General features: G+C 32.6%; 15 protein-coding genes and 3 tRNA genes. 1 reads left to right on the plus strand and 17 read right to left on the minus strand.

Translation table 11 applies throughout. The annotated features are described in order from the left end of the window. From rpmG to VJY32_RS09515, 4 genes are all read right to left on the minus strand, one after another. Positions 1–168, minus strand: coding sequence for a 50S ribosomal protein L33 (gene rpmG / locus VJY32_RS09500; RefSeq protein WP_353677674.1), 168 nt, complete (start codon positions 166–168; stop codon positions 1–3). A gap of 21 nt (positions 169–189) precedes the next feature. After that, a tRNA-Gly gene (locus VJY32_RS09505) sits at positions 190–265 on the minus strand. A gap of 104 nt (positions 266–369) precedes the next feature. Next, positions 370–442: transfer RNA gene (locus VJY32_RS09510), tRNA-Thr, on the minus strand. A gap of 22 nt (positions 443–464) precedes the next feature. After that, a tRNA-Tyr gene (locus VJY32_RS09515) sits at positions 465–548 on the minus strand. 196 nt (positions 549–744) lie between these two features. On the opposite strand from VJY32_RS09515, the gene proC reads away from it, so the two are divergent. Then, a complete protein-coding gene (gene proC, locus VJY32_RS09520; RefSeq protein ID WP_353677675.1) occupies positions 745–1,569 on the plus strand; it encodes a pyrroline-5-carboxylate reductase in 825 nt (274 codons plus the stop codon). A 40-nt stretch (positions 1,570–1,609) separates the two neighbouring features. Here the strand turns inward: proC and cimA are convergent, their stop codons facing one another. The 13 genes from cimA to VJY32_RS09585 form a co-directional block, all read right to left on the minus strand. After that, the gene (cimA, locus tag VJY32_RS09525; protein WP_353677676.1) at positions 1,610–3,196 is read right to left on the minus strand and encodes a citramalate synthase; all 1,587 of its coding nucleotides are present in this window, start codon (positions 3,194–3,196) and stop codon (positions 1,610–1,612) included. A gap of 39 nt (positions 3,197–3,235) precedes the next feature. Further along, positions 3,236–3,793, minus strand: a complete 558-nt coding sequence (locus VJY32_RS09530) for a LeuD/DmdB family oxidoreductase small subunit (RefSeq protein ID WP_353677677.1) — start codon at positions 3,791–3,793, stop codon at positions 3,236–3,238. A 20-nt stretch (positions 3,794–3,813) separates the two neighbouring features. After that, a complete protein-coding gene (locus VJY32_RS09535; RefSeq protein ID WP_353677678.1) occupies positions 3,814–5,109 on the minus strand; it encodes a 3-isopropylmalate dehydratase large subunit in 1,296 nt (431 codons plus the stop codon). A 12-nt stretch (positions 5,110–5,121) separates the two neighbouring features. Further along, complete coding sequence (locus tag VJY32_RS09540) at positions 5,122–6,705, minus strand: 2-isopropylmalate synthase (protein ID WP_353677679.1); 1,584 nt, start codon at positions 6,703–6,705, stop codon at positions 5,122–5,124. A 73-nt stretch (positions 6,706–6,778) separates the two neighbouring features. Further along, entirely contained in the window at positions 6,779–7,873 is a 1,095-nt protein-coding gene (gene leuB, locus VJY32_RS09545) for a 3-isopropylmalate dehydrogenase (protein WP_353677680.1), read from the minus strand. A 25-nt stretch (positions 7,874–7,898) separates the two neighbouring features. Further along, entirely contained in the window at positions 7,899–8,891 is a 993-nt protein-coding gene (ilvC, locus tag VJY32_RS09550; protein WP_353677681.1) for a ketol-acid reductoisomerase, read from the minus strand. After that, positions 8,888–9,421, minus strand: coding sequence for an acetolactate synthase small subunit (ilvN, locus tag VJY32_RS09555; protein ID WP_353677682.1), 534 nt, complete (start codon positions 9,419–9,421; stop codon positions 8,888–8,890). The genes ilvC and ilvN overlap by 4 nt, the downstream gene beginning before the upstream one ends. Position 9,422: 1 nt before the next feature. Further along, positions 9,423–11,141, minus strand: a complete 1,719-nt coding sequence (gene ilvB, locus VJY32_RS09560) for a biosynthetic-type acetolactate synthase large subunit (protein ID WP_353677683.1) — start codon at positions 11,139–11,141, stop codon at positions 9,423–9,425. Between the two features lie 16 nt (positions 11,142–11,157). Then, positions 11,158–12,840 (minus strand): dihydroxy-acid dehydratase, encoded by a 1,683-nt coding sequence (gene ilvD / locus VJY32_RS09565; protein ID WP_353677684.1) that lies wholly within the window; start codon positions 12,838–12,840, stop codon positions 11,158–11,160. Positions 12,841–13,437: 597 nt separating this feature from the next. Further along, positions 13,438–15,339 (minus strand): right-handed parallel beta-helix repeat-containing protein, encoded by a 1,902-nt coding sequence (locus VJY32_RS09570; protein WP_353677685.1) that lies wholly within the window; start codon positions 15,337–15,339, stop codon positions 13,438–13,440. A 65-nt stretch (positions 15,340–15,404) separates the two neighbouring features. Beyond that, positions 15,405–16,943: a YifB family Mg chelatase-like AAA ATPase gene (locus tag VJY32_RS09575; RefSeq protein ID WP_353677686.1), complete on the minus strand. Its 1,539-nt coding sequence runs from the start codon at positions 16,941–16,943 to the stop codon at positions 15,405–15,407. Positions 16,944–17,012: 69 nt separating this feature from the next. After that, complete coding sequence (locus VJY32_RS09580) at positions 17,013–17,684, minus strand: hypothetical protein (RefSeq protein ID WP_353677687.1); 672 nt, start codon at positions 17,682–17,684, stop codon at positions 17,013–17,015. Continuing rightward, the gene (locus VJY32_RS09585; protein WP_353677688.1) at positions 17,677–19,515 is read right to left on the minus strand and encodes an ATP-binding protein; all 1,839 of its coding nucleotides are present in this window, start codon (positions 19,513–19,515) and stop codon (positions 17,677–17,679) included. Before VJY32_RS09585 ends, VJY32_RS09580 begins: the two co-directional genes overlap by 8 nt. Between the last annotated feature and the right edge of the window lie 5 nt (positions 19,516–19,520).

Consider the following 19,520-nt stretch of genomic DNA (forward strand, 5'->3'; position numbering starts at 1 on the left):
TTACTTAGTTTCCTTAAAAATCACATGTTTTCTTACAATAGGGTCATATTTTTTATATTCAACACGACCGGGGTGATTTCTTTTGTTTTTTGTTGTAGTGTAGCGATAACCTGTTCCAGCAGAGCTTTCCAGTGTTATAATTTGTCTTACATTTTTAGATTTAGCCATTATAAATCCTCTTAACTAAATTGGAGCGGGAGACGGGACTCGAACCCGCGACCAACAGCTTGGAAGGCTGTGACTCTGCCAACTGAGTTACTCCCGCTTAAAATTTCACAACAAAATATTTATGAACTAATTTCTTGTTATAACTCTGTTTAATCAGAATTTTAGAAGTAAATTGTTAATTATGGTGAATAATATCGTATGAGCTGATGACCGGGATTGAACCGGTGACCTCTTCCTTACCAAGGAAGTGCTCTACCAACTGAGCTACATCAGCTTAATCAATATATAAAGAACTGTGGGCGGCGAGGGATTCGAACCCCCAAAGGCATTCGCCAACGGATTTACAGTCCGCCCCGGCTCTCCAACTCCGGCGTCCGCCCGGACAAATTTCACCCATAAACTTAAAAAACGAGCATCAAATATAGAAGCATAGAATAAAAAAAGCAAGAATGATGAAATAATTTCTTTAACTTCCTATAAGTTAAAAATAAAACCTGCTCTTAAAATTTATCCATATTTAATAAAAAGCAAAAATTCTTATTTTTGCACTTACTATTTTAATCAAAAGAGGATTAAATGAAAATAGCAATAATTGGTTGCGGCAATATGGGATTAACTTATGCACGCTCGTTTATTCAATATCATAAATCTTCCAAGAACGATTTATATCTTGTTGCTAAAAATGAAGAACACGCAAAACGACTTGAAGAGCTAAATCTTGGAACAGTTGTTATTAACCCTAATAATGATGTCCTTAATTCTGATGTTCTAATCTTAGCAGTAAAACCTCAAGATTTTTTATCTGTAGCTAATATTCTTTCAAGTAAAATTAACAAAGAAACACTTGTAATCTCAATTCTTGCAGGAATAAAATTGGAATTACTTTGCAAAACTCTTAATCATGATATTGTGGTTCGCGCAATGCCAAATATGCCTGCCCAATATGGTATGGGAATTACAGTTTATATTCCATCAGAGAAAACAACCATTCATCATTTATCAACAGTAGAAAATTTATTAAGCACTACTGGTAGAGCTTTTATGATAGAAGACGAAAATCTTATGGATGGAGTAACGGCGCTAAGTGGCAGTGGACCAGCTTATTTCTATTACATTGTAATGACAATGATTGATACAGCAAAAAAAATGGGTTTTGATGAAAGCTTAGCAAGTTTATTAGTTAAACATACTATGCATGGTGCTTTCCATGTTATTAATAATTCGGATTCAGATTTAGAGACTTTAATTAAAAAAGTAGCATCAAAGGGTGGAACTACTGAAGCAGCATTCGAAGTTCTAAAGAAAAATAATTTTGCTGAAATATTTTCACAAGCAATACTAAGAGCTGAAGAAAGGTCAAAAGAGCTATCACATTTAAATGGATTACAGCAGAAGGGATGATAAAAAGTGAAGATTGCTTTTATATCATCCCATTTTAAAATTAGGTTTTAGTTAATTCTTGTTTGCTTTTATACTTTTTAAATAAGCAATAATTAATACTGTCGCTCAAAGCTTTAAAACTTGCTTCGATTATGTTTGTTGAAACTCCTACAGTTCCCCATGTATCGTTTCCATCACTTGATTCAATCATTACTCTAACTTTAGCACCTGTTCCCTCTTTTTCGTCAAGCACGCGTACTTTATAATCTACTAATTTTATATTAGCAATTTCAGGATAAAATCTTAGTAATGCTTTTCTAAGTGCAGTATCCAACGCATTAACAGGGCCATTACCATCAGCGGCTGTATGTTCAATTTCGTTATTAACTTCAATTTTTAGAACTGCTTCTGACGAAGTATGGCCATCAGAATCATAAAATACATTTACCTTTGCATCAATCAATTTAAAGAATGGAGAAAATTCATTTGTCTCTGTCCTGAATAACAATTCAAAAGAAGCTTCTGCCCCATCAAACTGATAACCATCATACTCAAGAGATTTTATGTAGTTAACTAATCTTTTACTTAATTCTTTGTCTTCCGAAATATCTATGCCCACTTCTTTTGCTTTATATTTTATATTGCTCTGACCTGACAAGTCAGATATTAAAACTCTTTGTTTGTTACCAACCAATTCAGGCTGGATATGTTCATACATTTTGCTGTCCTTCATTACTGCGCTAACATGAACTCCGCCTTTATGAGCAAAAGCAGATTTTCCTGTATAAGCTGCTCTTGTATTAGGATGAATATTCATCAATTCGTAAACATAATTTGAAAGTGATGTTAAATGCTGCAGAGTATTTTTTTGATTTGTTTCATGATGTAATTTCAAAAGTAAATTAGGAATTATGCTGCACAAATTTGCATTCCCGCATCTTTCACCTACGCCATTAATTGTGCCATGAACATGAGTTGCTCCTGCATTTACTGCAGCTAAAGAATTTGCAACTGCTAATTCACCATCATTATGAGCATGAATTCCAATAGTTAAATTAAATTTTTTCTTAATCTCTTCTACAATATTATATACCTCGTCAGGTAATGAACCACCATTAGTATCACATAAAACTAAAGTATCAGCACCGCCTTCATATGCAGCCTGCAACATTTTAATAGCAAATTCTGCATTATGTTTGTATCCATCAAAGAAATGTTCTGCATCGAAAATTACTCTGTCTACATGTGCTTTTAGAAATTTTACAGATTTATAAATTAATTCTGCATTTTCCTCATCAGTCAATCCCAGCCCTTTTTGAGAATGCAGCTGCCATGTTTTCCCAAAGATTGTAACTATTGGGGTTTCAGATTTAAGTAAAGTATTTAGATTATAATCTCCTTCAACATCTTTAACTGATCTTGCAGTAGAACCAAACGAAGTTAGTTTTGCATGGGATAATTTCAAATGTTTTGCTTGATTAAAAAATTCTTCGTCTTTAGGGTTACTTCCAGGCCAGCCTCCTTCAATAATGTCAATTCCAAATTCATCAAGCTTTTTAGCAATTAACAATTTATCTTGAACAGATAGGCTGATGCCTTCACCCTGAGTGCCGTCTCTTAAAGTTGTATCAAAAATTTCTACAAACATTTTCTTTACCTCTCTATTTGTTATTTAATCCAGTGCTTATCATATCATATTATTCTGACGAGCATATTCAAAAATATTTCCTGCTTCGATAATCGGTAAAATATCACCTAATGGTTTTAAATTGTATTCAGAATCTGTGGTAATATTTTTTAATTTATTATTAATCAAGTCGATTTCTAATTCATCATTAGTTTTTATTTTATCATTCAACTTAATTGGAGTTTCATAAGGAATAGCAAAACCGCCATCAACACAATTTCTAAAAAATATCCTTGCATATGATTCAGCTACAATTACTTTAACACCAGCAACTTGCAATGCAAAAGGGGCATGTTCTCTTGATGAACCACAACCAAAATTAGAACCAGCAATTATAATATTATATTTTGATTGGAAATTCTCACCTTCAATAAAAGGTATACCACCATCAGGCAAACCAGAATTCTTTAGTGGTACACCAGATAATGCAAATCTTCCATATTTTTTTGATTCTTCAGGGTCACTTAAACTATAGACCAGATGTTCAGCTGGAATAATCTGGTCGGTATCAATATTATCACCCAGTACAAAAGCTTTTCCACGAATTATTTTTTCCATAAAATTAATTCCTGATTATTTTACAAAAATTCTCTTGGGTCTGTAATTACTCCAGTCACTGCCGAAGCAGCAACTGTGAATGGAGAAGCAAGATAAACTTCTGATTTTTTGCTGCCCATTCTTCCTGGGAAATTTCTATTTGTAGTTGAAATAATTACTTCGCCATCTGTAGCTCTTCCAACTGTATCAGATGGACCGCCAAGACATGCAGCACAAGAAGATTGAGCAATTACACAACCTGCTTTTTCAAATATTTCTTTTAGAGTTATTCCATTTATTGTTTCAACTTCTAATTGATGAGCAACATATGTACTTGCAGGAACTATAAATGTTGGCACTTTAACTTGATGCCCAAAAATAATTTTTGCTGCATTAATAAAATCGCGGAGTTTACCTCCTGTGCATGAACCTATATAACACTTTGTAAGTTTTGTGCCTTGAACATTTCTAACTGTATCGCGATTATCCGGACTATGAGGTTTTGCAACAAGCGGTTCTATTTTAGAAACATCGTATCTAAATATTTCTCTATAATTTGCATCAGGGTCACTTTCAAAAATTTCATAAGGTGCATTAGTTCTTTCTCTTACATATTTTTCTGTTAACTTATCTGCTTTAATAATGCCGTTCATTGCTCCTGCTTCAATAGCCATATTTGTTAATGTCATTCTCTCATCCATTTCCATAGAAAAAATTGCTTCACCGTCAAATTCTAATGCGCGATAAGTCCCACCTTCTGTTGTAATATCTCCGAGCACCTGAAGTATTAAATCCTTTGCAGTAAGATAATCTGGAAGTTGACCTTCAAATATAAATTTCATTGACTCAGGTACTTTTTCCCAAATTTTTCCTGTACCAAGAATAAACGCTGCATCTGTATTTCCAACTCCGGTAGAAAACATTCCAAAAGCACCTGAAGTGCATGTATGAGAATCAGTCCCAAATAAAACTGTTCCTGGCAAATTATAACCTTCTTCTGCGAGGGCTATGTGACAAACTCCTTTGTATCGTTCAGTACCAACATCATAATAATTTGGCAAATCATATTCTGCTGCAAATTCACGGAGAATATTTACATTACGATTTGCTTGTAGATTTTTTGTAAAAATATAATGGTCGGGAAATATTACAACTTTTTTCTTATCCCATATTTTTGCTTTATCTCCAAATTCTCTTTTCCAGATTTCTATTGTTGGCGGACCGCAAACATCGTGTGTCATCAATACATCTACATTAAGCCAGATATTTTCTCCGGGTTCAACTTTTCTTCTTCCGGAAGCTTTAGCAAGAATTTTTTCTGTAATTGTCATTCCCATTTATTAAATCCTTTATATTACTTCAGAAATTTTTTCATTATTATTTACTAATTGTTCTTCTTTAATAGATTGTTCTTTTTGATTAAGTGCATTTAAGTAGGCTTTTGCACTCGCTTCGATTATGTCTGTTGAAATTCCTCTGCCAGTAAAAGACTTATTTCCACTTCTAATTCTAACAAGAACTTCTCCCATAGCTTCCCTTCCTGCCGTTACCGACCTGACCTGATATGATTCTAATTCAGATTTAATAGATAAAGCTCTTTCAATTGAATTGAAAACAGCATCAACAGGTCCATCTCCAGTAGCAGTTTCTTCTATTATTTTCTCGCCTATTTTAATTCTCACAACTGCATTAGGAACCAGGTTTGTCCCTGCGTTTATATGTAAGTATTCAAGTTGATAAACTTCATCTTGTTTTTGAATTTCATCACCCATTAACATTCTTAAATCATCATCAAATACCTCTTTCTTTTTATCTGCAAGTTCTATGAAAGCATCATAAATTTTTTGAAGTTCTTCTTCAGTAACAGTATAACCAAGTTCTTGAAGTCTTGCTTTTAAACCATGTCTTCCTGAATGTCTTCCCAATACAATTTTATTTTCAGGGATTCCAACGCTTTCCGGAGTCATAATTTCATAAGTTTGACGATTTTTAAGAACCCCATCCTGATGAATTCCAGATTCATGAGCAAATGCATTTTCGCCAACAATTGCTTTGTTTCTTTGAACAAGTAACCCTGTAAACGCAGATACCATTTTGCTTGTGTTGTATATTTCCTTTGTATTTACATTTGTATAATAATTCAATAAATCTTTTCGAACATTTAATGTCATTACAATCTCTTCAAGAGAAGCATTGCCGGCTCGTTCACCAATTCCATTAATTGTGCATTCAACCTGACGAGCACCATTCATAATTGCTGCAAGAGAATTTGCAACTGCAAGTCCAAGGTCATTATGGCAATGAACACTGATGATAACATTATCTATATTTTTTACTCTTTTTTTCAATTCAGCAATTTTATTCCCAAATTCAAAAGGTAATGTGTAACCTGTTGTATCGGGTATATTAATTGTAGTTGCACCTGCTTCGATAGCAGCTTCCACAACTTCTGCAAGGTAGCCTATGTCGGTTCTTCCTGCATCTTCGGCAGAAAATTCAACATCATCTGTAAAAGTTTTTGCATAAGCTACGGAATCATAGGACATTTTTAATATCGTTTTTCTTTTTTCTTCAAGAGTTTTTCCATAGCGTTCATGACCAAACTTACCGAGAATATGATAATCTGAAGTGCTTGCAAAAGTATGAATTCTTTTACGAGGAGCAGCTGATAATGCATCTGCTGCAGCTTTAATATCTTTTTCATTCGCTCTTGCTAGTGCAGCAATAATGCAATCAACTTCTGCAGCAATTCTTTTTACTGCTTCGAATTGTGCTGGAGATGAAATAGGAAAACCAGCTTCTATTATATCTACATTCAGTTTTGCAAGCTGATGAGCGATTTCTAATTTTTCATGAACATTTAATGAAGCACCTGGTGATTGTTCTCCATCTCTTAATGTAGTATCAAAAATCAAAATCCTTGTTGGTTCCATAATTACCTCTATAATTAATTCATAGTTCTACAAATAAATTTTTTTGCAATTCATATCTAAACTTTAACTTCATTTAAAGTGTAAATACATTCAAAGCTTCTTTAGCAAAAAGTTTTTCAAACTCTTCAATTATTTTTTCTGTCATTTCATCAGTCGATACAAGTGTATCTCCATCTTTATAAATATCTTTTGTTCTGAATCCTTTTAATAAAACATTTTCGATTGCATTCTCAATTAAATCAGCTGCTTTATCCATCTGAAAAGAATATTTCAACATCATAGCTGCGGAAGAAATTGCTGCAATTGGATTTGCAATATTTTTTCCTGCAATGTCAGGAGCACTTCCGTGAACTGGTTCGTATAATGCATATTTTTCTCCCAAACTTGCAGATGGAAGCATACCAAGGCTTCCAGTTATCATTGCTGCAATATCACTTAGAATATCACCAAATAAATTAGAAGTAAGTACAACATCAAATTGTTTTGGATATCTTACAAGCTGCATAGCTGCATTATCAACATACATATGATTTAGTTCTATATCTGGATAATTTTTATGAACTTCTATAACAACTTTTCTCCAGAATTGTGATACTTCAAGAACATTTGCTTTATCAACTGATGTAACTTTTCTATTTCTTACTTTTGCAAGTTCAAAGGCTGTTTTTGCAATTCTTTCAACTTCTTCTTTTGTATAAATCATTGTGTTGAAGCCTTTGTTCTCATCATAACCACGAGGTTCACCAAAATAAATTCCTCCGGTTAATTCTCTTACAATTAATACATCAGTTCCTTTTAATACATCTTCTTTTAATGATGAATAAGAAAGCATTGGTGTATAAACTTTAGCTGGTCGTAAATTAGCATATAAACCCAATGCTTTTCTTAGTTTTAGCAAAGCAGCTTCTGGTTTTAAGTGATGAGGAAGATTTTCCCATTTAGGACCACCTACGGCACCAAGAAATACAGCATCAGAACTGTAGCAAACACCAAGAGCTTCATCAGTAAGAGGAGTAGAATATTTATCGTAAGAAGCGCCGCCAATTAATTCTGTTGCGAATTCGAATTCAGTATTAAATTTTTCACCAGCTACTTTAAGAACTTTTACAGCAGCATTGGTAACTTCTGGTCCAATTCCATCTCCGGGTAAAAGAGTAATTTTATACATTTTCTTCTCCATACTTTCACTCGTTTTATTTATTGACTAACCAGCTCATCATGCTTCTTAATTGAGCACCAACTTTTTCAATCAAATGATTTTTAGTTTCTTCTCTTAATTTTTTTAGAACTGGTTGACCATTTTTATTTTCGTTAATCCATTCCTCTGCAAATCTTCCAGATTGAATGTCATCAAGTATTTGTTTCATTACTTTTTTTGTTTCTGCATTTATTACTTTTGGTCCTCTTGTCATTCCACCATATTCTGCAGTATCGCTTACAGAATAATTCATTCTGGTTAATCCACCTTCATAATAAAGATCTACAATTAATTTCAGTTCATGCATACATTCGAAGTAAGCTAATTCAGGAGGATAACCAGCTTCTACCAGAGTTTCGAAACCTGCTTTAACTAATTCAGCAGAGCCTCCACAAAGTACTGCCTGTTCTCCAAATAAATCTGTTTCTGTTTCATCTTTAAAAGTTGTTTCTATTACACCGGCACGAGTTCCGCCAATTCCTTTTGCCCATGCAAGCGCAATATCTTTAGCTTTACCTGTATAATCCTGATGAATTGCAATTAAACATGGTGTTCCGCTTCCATTTTGAAAAGTTCTGCGCACTAAATGTCCAGGACTTTTAGGAGCAATCATAATTACATCAACATCGCTTGGTGGGATAACCTGCTTATATAAAATATTAAATCCATGAGCAAATGCTAAAGCTTTACCTGGTTTTAGGTGAGGTTTAATTTCATTTTCATAAACTTCTTTATGATTCTGGTCGGGCAATAAAATCATAATTACATCACCCCATTCTGAGGCTTCGTCTACTGTAAAAACTTTTAAGCCAGCTTCTTCTGCTTCTTTCCAGCGGGGACTTGTTTTTCTTAATCCAACGCCTACTTCCATTCCGCTATCTTTTAAGTTCAATGCATGAGCATGGCCCTGACTACCAAAACCAATGACAGATAAATTTTTCCCTTTAAGCAAATCTAAATTTGCATCTGCATCATAATAAATTTTCATTTTAATTCTCCCACTTTATTTGTTTCAATTTCTGCTTTAGTATTTTTTCGAGATTGTTCTCCACGACGCAAGGCAACAAGACCTGACCTTGCAATTTCTTTTATACCATAAGGTTCAAGAACATTAATTGCAGCATCAATTTTTTCTGGTGGTCCTGTAATTTCAAGCATTAGTGTTTTATTATTTATGTCAACAACATTACCACGGAATATTTCACAGATATCAATTATTTCAGACCTAGTGCCCTTTTGATAACCAACAGAAATCAATAGAAGTTCTCTTTGAACTTTTGGTTGATAAGTCAAATCAACTATTTTGATTGTATCAATCAACCGATTGAGCTGTTTTACAATCTGTTCAATTACTTTATCTTCTCCTTCAGTAACAATTGTCATTCTTGAAATTGTTGGGTCTTCAGTTTCTCCAATAGAAATTGAGTGAATGTTATAACCTTTAGCGCTGAACATTGTAACTACACGATTGAACGCGCCAAATTTATTTTCGACTAAAGCTGATATTACATGTAACATATTACATCATCTCCTTTGGGTCTAATCTTCGAATTATCATATCACTTATTGAGGCTCCTGCAGGAACGATTGGGAAGACCATATCTTCCTTTACAACTTTAAAGTCAACTAAAATTGGTCCATCATTATATTCTAATGCTTCTTTTAAAACTGGTTCGACATCACTGATATTACTTACAGAATATGCTTTAATATCAAATGCTTCTGCCAATTTCACAAAATCTGGATTACTATCCGATAAATCTGTAAAGCTATATTTTTCTGCATGGAATAATTCCTGCCATTGGCGAACCATTCCAAGGAAAGAATTATTTATTATAAAAATTTTTATTGGAAGTTTGTTATAAGCTGCAGTTGCTAATTCCTGCATATTCATCTGAAAGCCACCATCGCCAGTAATACACAAAATAGGTTTATCTTTAACAGCGAAAGCAGCTCCAATTGCTGCTGGTAAAGCAAATCCCATTGTCCCGAGTCCTCCACTTGTAATATTAGTTCTGGGATGATTAAACTTATAATATTGAGCAACCCACATTTGATGCTGACCAACATCTGTGACCACTACTGCATCACCGTGAGTTAATTCAGAAAGTTTTTCAATTATGTATTGTGCTCTTAATCTTCCATCGGACATATCATACTCAAGCGGGCATTCTTCTTTCCATTCTTCTATTTGTTCCCACCATTCTTTTAAGTCAGGTTTTTCAGAAATTTCGGCTGCGAGTTCTGCCATAACGTGTTTAACATCACCAACAATTGGCAAATCAACGATAACATTTTTATCAATGCAAGTTGGGTCAATATCAACATGAATTTTATATGCATTCTTCGCAAAAGTATCTATCTTACCTGTAACTCTATCATCGAATCTTGCACCAAGAGATATAAGTAAGTCACAATTATTCACTGCTTGATTTGCCCAATAAGTTCCATGCATTCCAAGCATGCCAAGTGATTGTGGTTCTGTTCCTGGGAAAGCACCCAAACCCTGAAGTGTCATAGTTACAGGAAGATTATTTTCTTTTGCCAGGAGATATAATTCACGATGACCCCCTGACATAATAACTCCACCTCCGACATAAAGTAATGGTCTCTTCGATTTTTGAATCATCATTGCTGCTTTTTTAATTTGGTTCTGGTGGCCAAATATTCTTGGTTTATATCCTCTAAGCTCAACTTTTTCAGGATAATGAAATTCTGCGATGCTATTAATTACATTTTTAGGTAAATCAACAACAACTGGTCCTGGTCTTCCTGTTGATGCAATATAAAAAGCTTGTTTGATTGTTGATGCTAATTCTGAGATATCACGAACAAGAAAATTATGTTTTGTTATAGGTCTGGTAATTCCACAAATATCGGCTTCTTGAAAAGCATCATTGCCAATTAAATGAGTTGGTACCTGACCTGTAAAAACAACAATTGGAACAGAATCCATATATGCATCAGCAATTCCTGTAACAGTGTTTGTAGCACCAGGGCCCGAAGTTACAAGAACAACTCCGACTTTACCTGTGGCTTTAGCATAACCTTCAGCCATATGAGTTGCACCTTGTTCATGACGAACAAGTATATGTTTAAGAAAATCCACATCATAAAGTTTTTCATAAATTTTTAAGACTGCGCCTCCCGGATAACCAAAAATGTATTCAACTCCTTCTCTACGGAGGCATTCGAAAAATATATCGGCACCTGTCATTTGTTTTTTCTTTGTATTCATAATAAATCCTTTTTGTTTATTCTGGTAAACTTAAAATTGCTCCTGTGTAAGCTGAAGTAACCATTTTTGTATAGCGAGCTAAATAACCTTTAGTAATTTTTGGTTTGAATTTTGGTACCTCAGATAATCTTCTTTGAATTTCCTCATCAGTTAATTCCACATTAAGAGAGCAATTAGGAATATCAATTGAAATTATATCCCCATCTTTAAGAGCAGCAATAGGACCTCTTTCAGCAGCTTCAGGTGAAACATGACCAATGCAAGCTCCACGAGTACCACCTGAAAATCTACCGTCAGTAATTAAGGCAACTTTATCACCCAATCCCATTCCCATAATTTCACTTGTTGGAGCTAACATTTCAGGCATACCTGGACCACCTTTAGGCCCTTCATAACGAATTACAACAACATCTCCTGCTTTAACTTTTCCACCTCTTATTCCCTCAATAGCTTCATCCTGTGAATTATATATAACTGCTGGACCTCTAAAGACAAGCATATTTTCATCAACCGCACCTGATTTTACTATAGCACCTTTTGGGGCTAAGTTACCAAAGAGAATTGTAAGTCCTCCGGTTTTTCTAAAAGGTTGTTCAACACTTCTAATCACATTTCTATCTTTTATTTCCGCATCTTTTATATTTTCTCCCAATGTCTTGCCAGTAACTGTTGGTCTGGATAAATCTAGAACACCATCAAGCTTTGATAGTTCTTTGAGAATAGCAGAAATTCCACCTGCTCTATCAACATCCTCGATATGTACATTTTTAACAGCTGGAGAAACTTTACATATATATGGGACTTTTTCAGAAAGCTTATTTATTTCTTCTAATTTGAAATCTACACCTGCTTCGTTTGCAATTGCAAGTGTATGAAGTACAGTATTTGTACTTCCACCCATTGCCATATCAAGAGCGAAAGCATTTAAGATTGATTCACGAGTAATTATATCTCTTGGTTTTAAGTCAAGTTGAATTAACTCCATTATTTTACGAGCAGCTGCTCTTGCAAGTTCATGTCGTTTTGAATCTATAGCGAGAATTGTACCATTTCCAGGAAGAGCTATTCCCAAAGCTTCCATTAAACAATTCATAGAATTAGCTGTGAACATACCGGAACATGAACCACAAGTTGGACATGCAAAATCTTCCAATTCTTTTAATTTTTTTTCATTTATTTCACCTGTTGAAAATTTTCCTACACCCTCAAAAACAGAAATTAGATCCACAACTTCACCAGATGGAGTCAAACCAGATTTCATCGGACCACCAGAAATAAAAATTGTAGGGATGTTTACTCTTACTGCTCCCATCAACATACCAGGCACAATCTTATCACAATTAGGGATACAGATAAGTGCATCAAGTCGATGAGCTTCGGCAACTGTTTCTAAACTATCCGCAATTAATTCTCTACTTGCAAGAGAATAACGCATTCCGATGTGTCCCATTGCAATTCCGTCATCCACTCCTATCGTATTAAACTCAAATGGGACCCCTCCAGCTTTACGAACTTCCTCTTTTATAATTTTACCAAATTCCTGCAAGTGAACATGGCCGGGAATTAAATCGATATAAGAATTGCAGATTCCAATAAATGGCTTATTGAAATCATCATCTGATTTAATTACTCCCGTTGCTTTTAACAAACTCCTGTGTGGAGCTTTATCAAATCCTTTTTTGATAAGATCAGATCTCATAAGACCTCGAAAATTATTTATAAAAATTATACATCTTTAGATATACCTCATGGGTTTAGTCAATCCCTAATTTATTTTTTGGTAAAAATGTAGGGATTGACTACTATTAGCCTAGAATAATTAGGTTAATAATTAGAATAGTAATCCCAAGGAGGAGAATATCTAAAGATGTGTTAAATGCAAAATTTATACGGTCGAATGCTAAGAGCTTTTGCTGCCCATTTAATTTTTGATACGTAACGATATGTTTTCTATTGTCAACCATAACTTGGTTGCAATTATAAGGTATAAAAAACTTTATGTCAAGTCTTATAAAAAAATTTTTTGCATAATTATTCATATTAATGAATAATTAGATTATTCAATTGTGTTTTTGTGAACAATTTTATTTTATGAATTTGTAATTGAATAATATTCACTTTCCTTAAGCAAACTAATAATTGCAGGATAAGTATATGAGATTAACATCTTTTTTTAATGCTTAAATACCGCTTGATTTTTCCCTAATAAAATGTTCGCATATAACTTTTCTTCATGAAAAAGATTTTAATTCACTAACAAAAATTTCATCTCTGTAAAATAATTTGTATTTCGTTCTTACTTTACAGGATAATATGCACCTACATAATTCTTAATATTTTTAGTTTGTCCTGTTAATTTTTTTATTTCATCCGGTAATTTCATGCCAGAATTTGCATCAGGAAATGATTGTAGCAATCTGTAATCTTTTAGCTCTGCACATTTGAATAATGGTAAATTAAATTCAGAGTAATACTTACTATGAATTTCAAATTGAGGATATAAAGTTCGAAGCTCATCTAACGATTTAAATGCTGCTTGGCATTTTTCATTATTAATAGGGCTCCATAAGATTAAAGTATTATAATCTGATTGTGTTACATAAAAATTATAATCAAGAGATTTTAATTGAGGTTGAGTAAGTTTTTGACAAAGTGATGCAGGCTGCCAGACATAGAATAATGGTCTTTTAAAATCTTTATCGCCGAATAATAAATTGTTAATGAAGATATGACCTTCGCGTTTATCAACATCTGGACCTGTGCTTGCATGCCAGCCAAAATGGTCACCAGCTGCCACGCGGGCGTTTCTTGAAATGCAAGCTGTACTGTTAATAAATGTATTGTTATAAATTTGCACATTAGAACTATTCAATATCCATATTCCATGGTCACAATTAACAAATACATTATTTGCACATATTGCACCTTTAGATATTTCAAAGAAAAATCCATTATCACTTGGCCATGGCTGATTAATATTTAATTCAGTCCTGTTATTCCCAACATTTTCTATCCAATTATTTATAAATACTCCGTCAACATTCCCGACATCATACCAAATCCCATTTGAATATGGCAGGTCAATTACTAGATTATCATTGCATGTAACACGATGACATTGATTGAAAATTTTTACAGCTGCTGGATAATATCCAGTAATTCTTTCGATGTTATTACGGGTAAAAATATTTTTTTCAAGCAGAACATCATTTGAACTAATGATATAAATTCCTTCTGTGCTTGTATCACTAATCTTGCAATGTCTAATTGTCAAACTATCTCCCCTTATGTATCCAGCCACTCTTGAGCAAAATGATATTTCACAATTTTCTATTAATGTTCCTACAACATCTTTCCCAAAAGTTTTTTCATCAGCAAGTCCTTCTGGTTCAGTGCCTTCTATTTCAATTGCACGATATGCATATTGAGTAAATTTAATTCCTCGAATAACTGGACCTTTTCTATCTGCCACTTTTCCATTAACATCTTTTGTCGTTCTAATTAAAGCTCCATCAAATGCTGTAATTTCAACAAGTTTATTTGTTGGGTCAGTACCAATGTAAACTGTTTTAGTATCATAATCGATATAAAAAGAATTTTCATCTACTTCTCCTTCCCATCCTGCTGATTGCAAAAATTTTCCATTTATAAAAACCATATCATTATTAAATCTATGCAGTGGAGTTTTCTTTCCTTCTCTATCACGCATCCACCAGTCGGCAGGTTTTGACGGAAATAATTTTTCCCATTTAGTTACCCAAAGACCATTTCCTAAACTTTTCCAGTTATCAGCAATATAAGTTCCTTTAAAAATTGGTTGTTCATCTTTATAAGGTTGAATTATAATTCCTTGATTAAAAATTAGATTTCCAGTTCTATAAATACCGCCTCTTAAAATTATTGCATCACCAGTTTTTACCTTTTGAATAGCAGATTCAATTGTGGTAGGATTAATGATTGATTCTCCGGAATTCTCAGGTTTGCCATCTGGTGAAACATAATAAATTTTTCCAGAGATTTTTGGAATTTCATAAACTTGATAAATTGGCCCATATGGACCGCCAGAAGGTTGTGCAATTATTTTTAGTGAAGAAAGCAAGATTAAAAAATAGCACAAAATAAACGTGTATGATTTCAAATTATTTTTATGAATTACTCCCACATTAAAATTCATCTTTGAGGTTATGTTATATCTCATAATTTTTTCCTTTAATAATTTAATATCATTGATTGAATATAATAATTTTGTTAATAAATTAAATCTCAATGCCCCCAAAGTTCTCTGTCCAAAGCTCTGTATTGAATGGCTTCACTGATATGCTGCGGAAGTATGTTTTCAGAATTTTCAAGGTCAGCAATAGTTCTGCTGACTTTAATTATTCTATCATAAGCTCTTGCAGAAAGTCCTAATCTAGTCATTGCCATTTTTAATAGTTCTTCGGATTGGCTATCGAGTTTGCAAAACTTACGAATTTCTTTTGTGCCCATGTGTGCATTACAATAAATATTTTTTAATCCCTCAAATCTTTTCAATTGAATCTGACGGGCAGCAACAACTCTTTTTCTAATTTCTTCTGATTTTTCTCCAGTTGATGCAGAAGAGAGTTCCTTAAATTTTACAGGCGGAACTTCGATGTGAATATCAATTCGGTCCAATAAAGGACCGGAAATTTTTGACATATATTTTTGAATTTGTGCAGTTGTGCATGTGCATTCTTTAGACGGGTCAGTAAAATATCCACAAGGACAGGGATTCATTGCTGCAGCAAGCATAAATTTAGCAGGAAATTCTAAAGACATTTTAGAACGACTGATAGTAACTTTCGAATCTTCGAGAGGTTGACGAAGAACTTCCAGCACATTTTTTTTGAATTCTGGCAATTCATCTAAGAACAAAACTCCATTATGAGCAAAAGAAACTTCACCGGGACGAGGGATACTACCACCTCCAATCAATGCTGCATCACTTACGGTATGATGAGGACTGCGGAATGGTCTTTCTGTTATTAATGCTTTATCTTTTGGTAATATTCCAGCAACAGAATGAATCTTAGTTGTTTCGAGAGCTTCTTCAAATGTAAGAGGCGGTAAAATAGTAGGTAATCTTTTAGCAAGCATTGTTTTGCCGGAACCTGGCGGTCCAATCATTATTATATTGTGTCCGCCTGCAGCAGCAATTTCTAAAGCACGTTTTGCATTTTCCTGTCCTTTAACATCGGAAAAATCAATGTGATAATTATTTACTTCTGCAAATACTTCATTTTTATCAGTATAAACAGGTTCAAAATGATTTTCACCATTTAGAAATTGAATTACTTCGTTTAAAGTTTCAAAGCCATAAACATTTATTCCATCAACAATAGAAGCTTCTTTTACAGATTCTTTTGGAAGAATGATATTTTTTATTCCTAATCTTTTTGCTTCAACTGCAATTGGGAGTCCTCCTTTAACTTTTCTTAAAGAACCATCGAGAGAAAGTTCTCCCAATATCATGGTTTCTTCGAGCAAATTTTGGCTAATTAAATCATTAGATGCGAGGATACCAATTGCAATAGGCAAATCAAAAGCACTTCCTTCTTTTTTGATGTCGGCAGGAGCTAAATTTACTGTAATTTTTTTTAGAGAAATATCAATCCCAGAATTTTTTAGGGCAGCAGTAACTCGTTCTTTGCTTTCTTTTACTGCGTTATCGGGCAATCCAACAATTGTTATGGAAGGAAGTTGTTTTTCGCTGTGAGTTTCAACTTCGACTTTGTATGCATCAATTCCAAATGTAGAAGCTGAAATAATTTTGGAAAACATTATTGTTGATGAATTAATTATTAATAAAGTAATAAAAAAAATAATTTAACAAAATAGCCCTCGATATAATTACAACAAATCACCTTCTTTTAAAATTATTGCACCATCTCTACCTGAATACATCCTTTTATTGTCTGAGTTAAATTCATACTTAACATCAAGAGAAAGTTTTTCTATAGATAATATTTTATAATGTTTACACTTATAGATATGATTTTGCTTTCTTTCACCTGCAACATAAATTGCATAAGATAATAAAAAATGAGTTGCATCATGTATTACCTTAAATTCATTTGAGGGAGAAAAGTAAAAACTCCTCTGATTCGTTCTAATATTCTTAATATTATAGGTTTTACATTCTAAATAATATGGATTATTATTATACCAAAAAATAATATCAGGATAACCAGTTGATTTTTTCCGCCCATTTTCACTTTCTGGTGTTTCAGCATTCAACCCCTGAGAATTTAATGCCTCTTTAACAAAAGGCTCAATATCATTCCCAACTTCATTCGGGCGTGATCTTAATATACCTTTCTTATTAATCATTCGTCCAGCATTAATAGCAGCTTTTTCCAATAAATCTAAAACCCTTTTATGGTCATTATTGTTGAAGTCGAAAAAAATAACTTTCTTACCTGTCATTGCTTCAATAACAAGATTAAAAGGAATATCTTTCAAAGGCTGTAACATTTGTTTTACAATATTTTCAAGCCATTTAGTATAATCTTCTTTATTCATTATTTCTACCTTCTTCAAATATTTTTAAAATCTCTTCATATCTTCTTTTAGCCTCTTCAATAATTTCATTATAACTTTTTAAATAAATAGTAACTTTTCCTTGAATTGTAGGTTCTTTACTCATTGACGAATCATATTTTTTACCAATAAGATAACAGTCTAATTTTTCAGAATTTGGGAAGTTATTTTTTAATATATTGTTATATAACATAACTTGTGGGTAATCTTTTATTGTTATATTATATGAAGGACGTTTTAATTCAATTACTAAATAGCGATCTAATAAATTCTTGCATATCAAGTCAGGTCTCGCTCTAATACGTTTATTTTTATCTAAAAGTTTATGTTTATTTTTATCCAAAAGTTCTTTTTGTAAAATTGTTTTCAATTGTTGATTACTTGAATAGAGTTTATAATTATCATCTAATATCCATAAGTTTTTTTCTAAAATTTTATGAATATTTGGAAATTCTTTAGTTGACGAGCTATTTATCATTTCATTAATCTTTTTTATCACTTCCAATCTATTTTTGATAAGATTTGATAATGCAGTTATTTCATAAATGCCCCATTCTTCCAATAATTTTGAGAGATTTTCAATATCTCTTGCACTAGCTTTATTTAAGCTTTCTAAAATTTGCAACATAGATTCCGTCTCGGCTAAACGAGCAATAAATTCTATAATAGTATTTGCATTATCGTCCGATAAATTATTTAATCTAGGTATTATTGTCTTTATAGCATCTTCAAATTTTTCTCTAAGTGGTTTGGGTAAGTTTTTAAGTATTCTTTGAATATTTGGGTTTTGATTTATTCTTTTAATCCTTTCATCAGCTTGTTTTTTTTCTAATTCCCGAGAAATTTTAATTAGTAAATTTTCTACCCAAGTTTTATATTTTTGATATTTTGGATGACTTTTATTAAAACTATCTCTACTTGTAGATATAATAAAATTATCTATCGTCATCTCAGGATTGTCAGGATCCAAAAAATCTGCATTGATTTCTCCAATAATTCTATTAGCAACATTAAAATAATGTGACGGAGTATTTATATCATATAAAGTTGGTCCCTCTATTGCTCTCCCTCTAACATATGTAATTATCCCTGGTTTTTTTACATCCTTTAATATTTCGGCTATAACTATTTTACCACTTATAACACCCAACCCCTCTATTTTATCCTTTATTTCTCTTCTTTCCCCTTTTATATCAAGCGGTGAAAGTTTTTGCTTATTTACATAAATATAAAAATTATCTGTAAGACCAAACTCCTTAATCAAAAATTCTCTTAACCCTGATGTATCCAATTCTAATGCATGTTCTAGCATATTAATTAAATAAATTTTTGTACCACATTTTGTTTTATCAACATCATAATTTATTTCTAATGGGAACTCAAGTAAATTTAAATCTTTTTTATCTTCAAAATAATTTCTAGAAATTTCTAAAATTGATTTGATACCTTCTTTAAAAGTAATTACTTTCATAATTTTTGCTATACCTAATCCAGCTAATTTACCGATACCTTTATTACCAATAGGCTTTCTTTTATACTTAGGTGTTTCTTGAATAATATTTCTTTTGTTATAACCAAGAGATAAATAAATATTTTTAACTTCCTCTGGTAACATCCCACACCCATTATCTTCAATAATAATTTCCTTTATTTTTTTGTTTTCATCTACTTTAATATCAATAAATACTTCTGAAGCATCAGCATCATAACAATTAGCAACTAATTCTGAAATTGCCTTAGGGATACTATTATACATAGCTAAACCAATGTTATCCAATAAACGAGGAAAAATTCTAAATTTTACCTTTTCCATTTTAA

The organism is Rosettibacter primus (genome assembly GCF_036860675.1).
GTDB classification, from domain to species: Bacteria; Bacteroidota; Ignavibacteria; order Ignavibacteriales; family Melioribacteraceae; genus Rosettibacter; species Rosettibacter primus.

Bases quoted from the DNA above. Each gene is read 5' to 3' on its own strand.
- rpmG (WP_353677674.1), bottom strand. From the start codon at position 168: ATGGCTAAATCTAAAAATGTAAGACAAATTATAACACTGGAAAGCTCT.
- proC (WP_353677675.1), top strand. From the start codon at position 745: ATGAAAATAGCAATAATTGGTTGCGGCAATATGGGATTAACTTATGCA.
- cimA (WP_353677676.1), bottom strand. From the start codon at position 3,196: ATGTTTGTAGAAATTTTTGATACAACTTTAAGAGACGGCACTCAGGGT.
- VJY32_RS09530 (WP_353677677.1), bottom strand. From the start codon at position 3,793: ATGGAAAAAATAATTCGTGGAAAAGCTTTTGTACTGGGTGATAATATT.
- VJY32_RS09535 (WP_353677678.1), bottom strand. From the start codon at position 5,109: ATGGGAATGACAATTACAGAAAAAATTCTTGCTAAAGCTTCCGGAAGA.
- VJY32_RS09540 (WP_353677679.1), bottom strand. From the start codon at position 6,705: ATGGAACCAACAAGGATTTTGATTTTTGATACTACATTAAGAGATGGA.
- leuB (WP_353677680.1), bottom strand. From the start codon at position 7,873: ATGTATAAAATTACTCTTTTACCCGGAGATGGAATTGGACCAGAAGTT.
- ilvC (WP_353677681.1), bottom strand. From the start codon at position 8,891: ATGAAAATTTATTATGATGCAGATGCAAATTTAGATTTGCTTAAAGGG.
- ilvN (WP_353677682.1), bottom strand. From the start codon at position 9,421: ATGTTACATGTAATATCAGCTTTAGTCGAAAATAAATTTGGCGCGTTC.
- ilvB (WP_353677683.1), bottom strand. From the start codon at position 11,141: ATGAATACAAAGAAAAAACAAATGACAGGTGCCGATATATTTTTCGAA.
- ilvD (WP_353677684.1), bottom strand. From the start codon at position 12,840: ATGAGATCTGATCTTATCAAAAAAGGATTTGATAAAGCTCCACACAGG.
- VJY32_RS09570 (WP_353677685.1), bottom strand. From the start codon at position 15,339: ATGAGATATAACATAACCTCAAAGATGAATTTTAATGTGGGAGTAATT.
- VJY32_RS09575 (WP_353677686.1), bottom strand. From the start codon at position 16,943: ATGTTTTCCAAAATTATTTCAGCTTCTACATTTGGAATTGATGCATAC.
- VJY32_RS09580 (WP_353677687.1), bottom strand. From the start codon at position 17,684: ATGAATAAAGAAGATTATACTAAATGGCTTGAAAATATTGTAAAACAA.
- VJY32_RS09585 (WP_353677688.1), bottom strand. From the start codon at position 19,515: ATGGAAAAGGTAAAATTTAGAATTTTTCCTCGTTTATTGGATAACATT.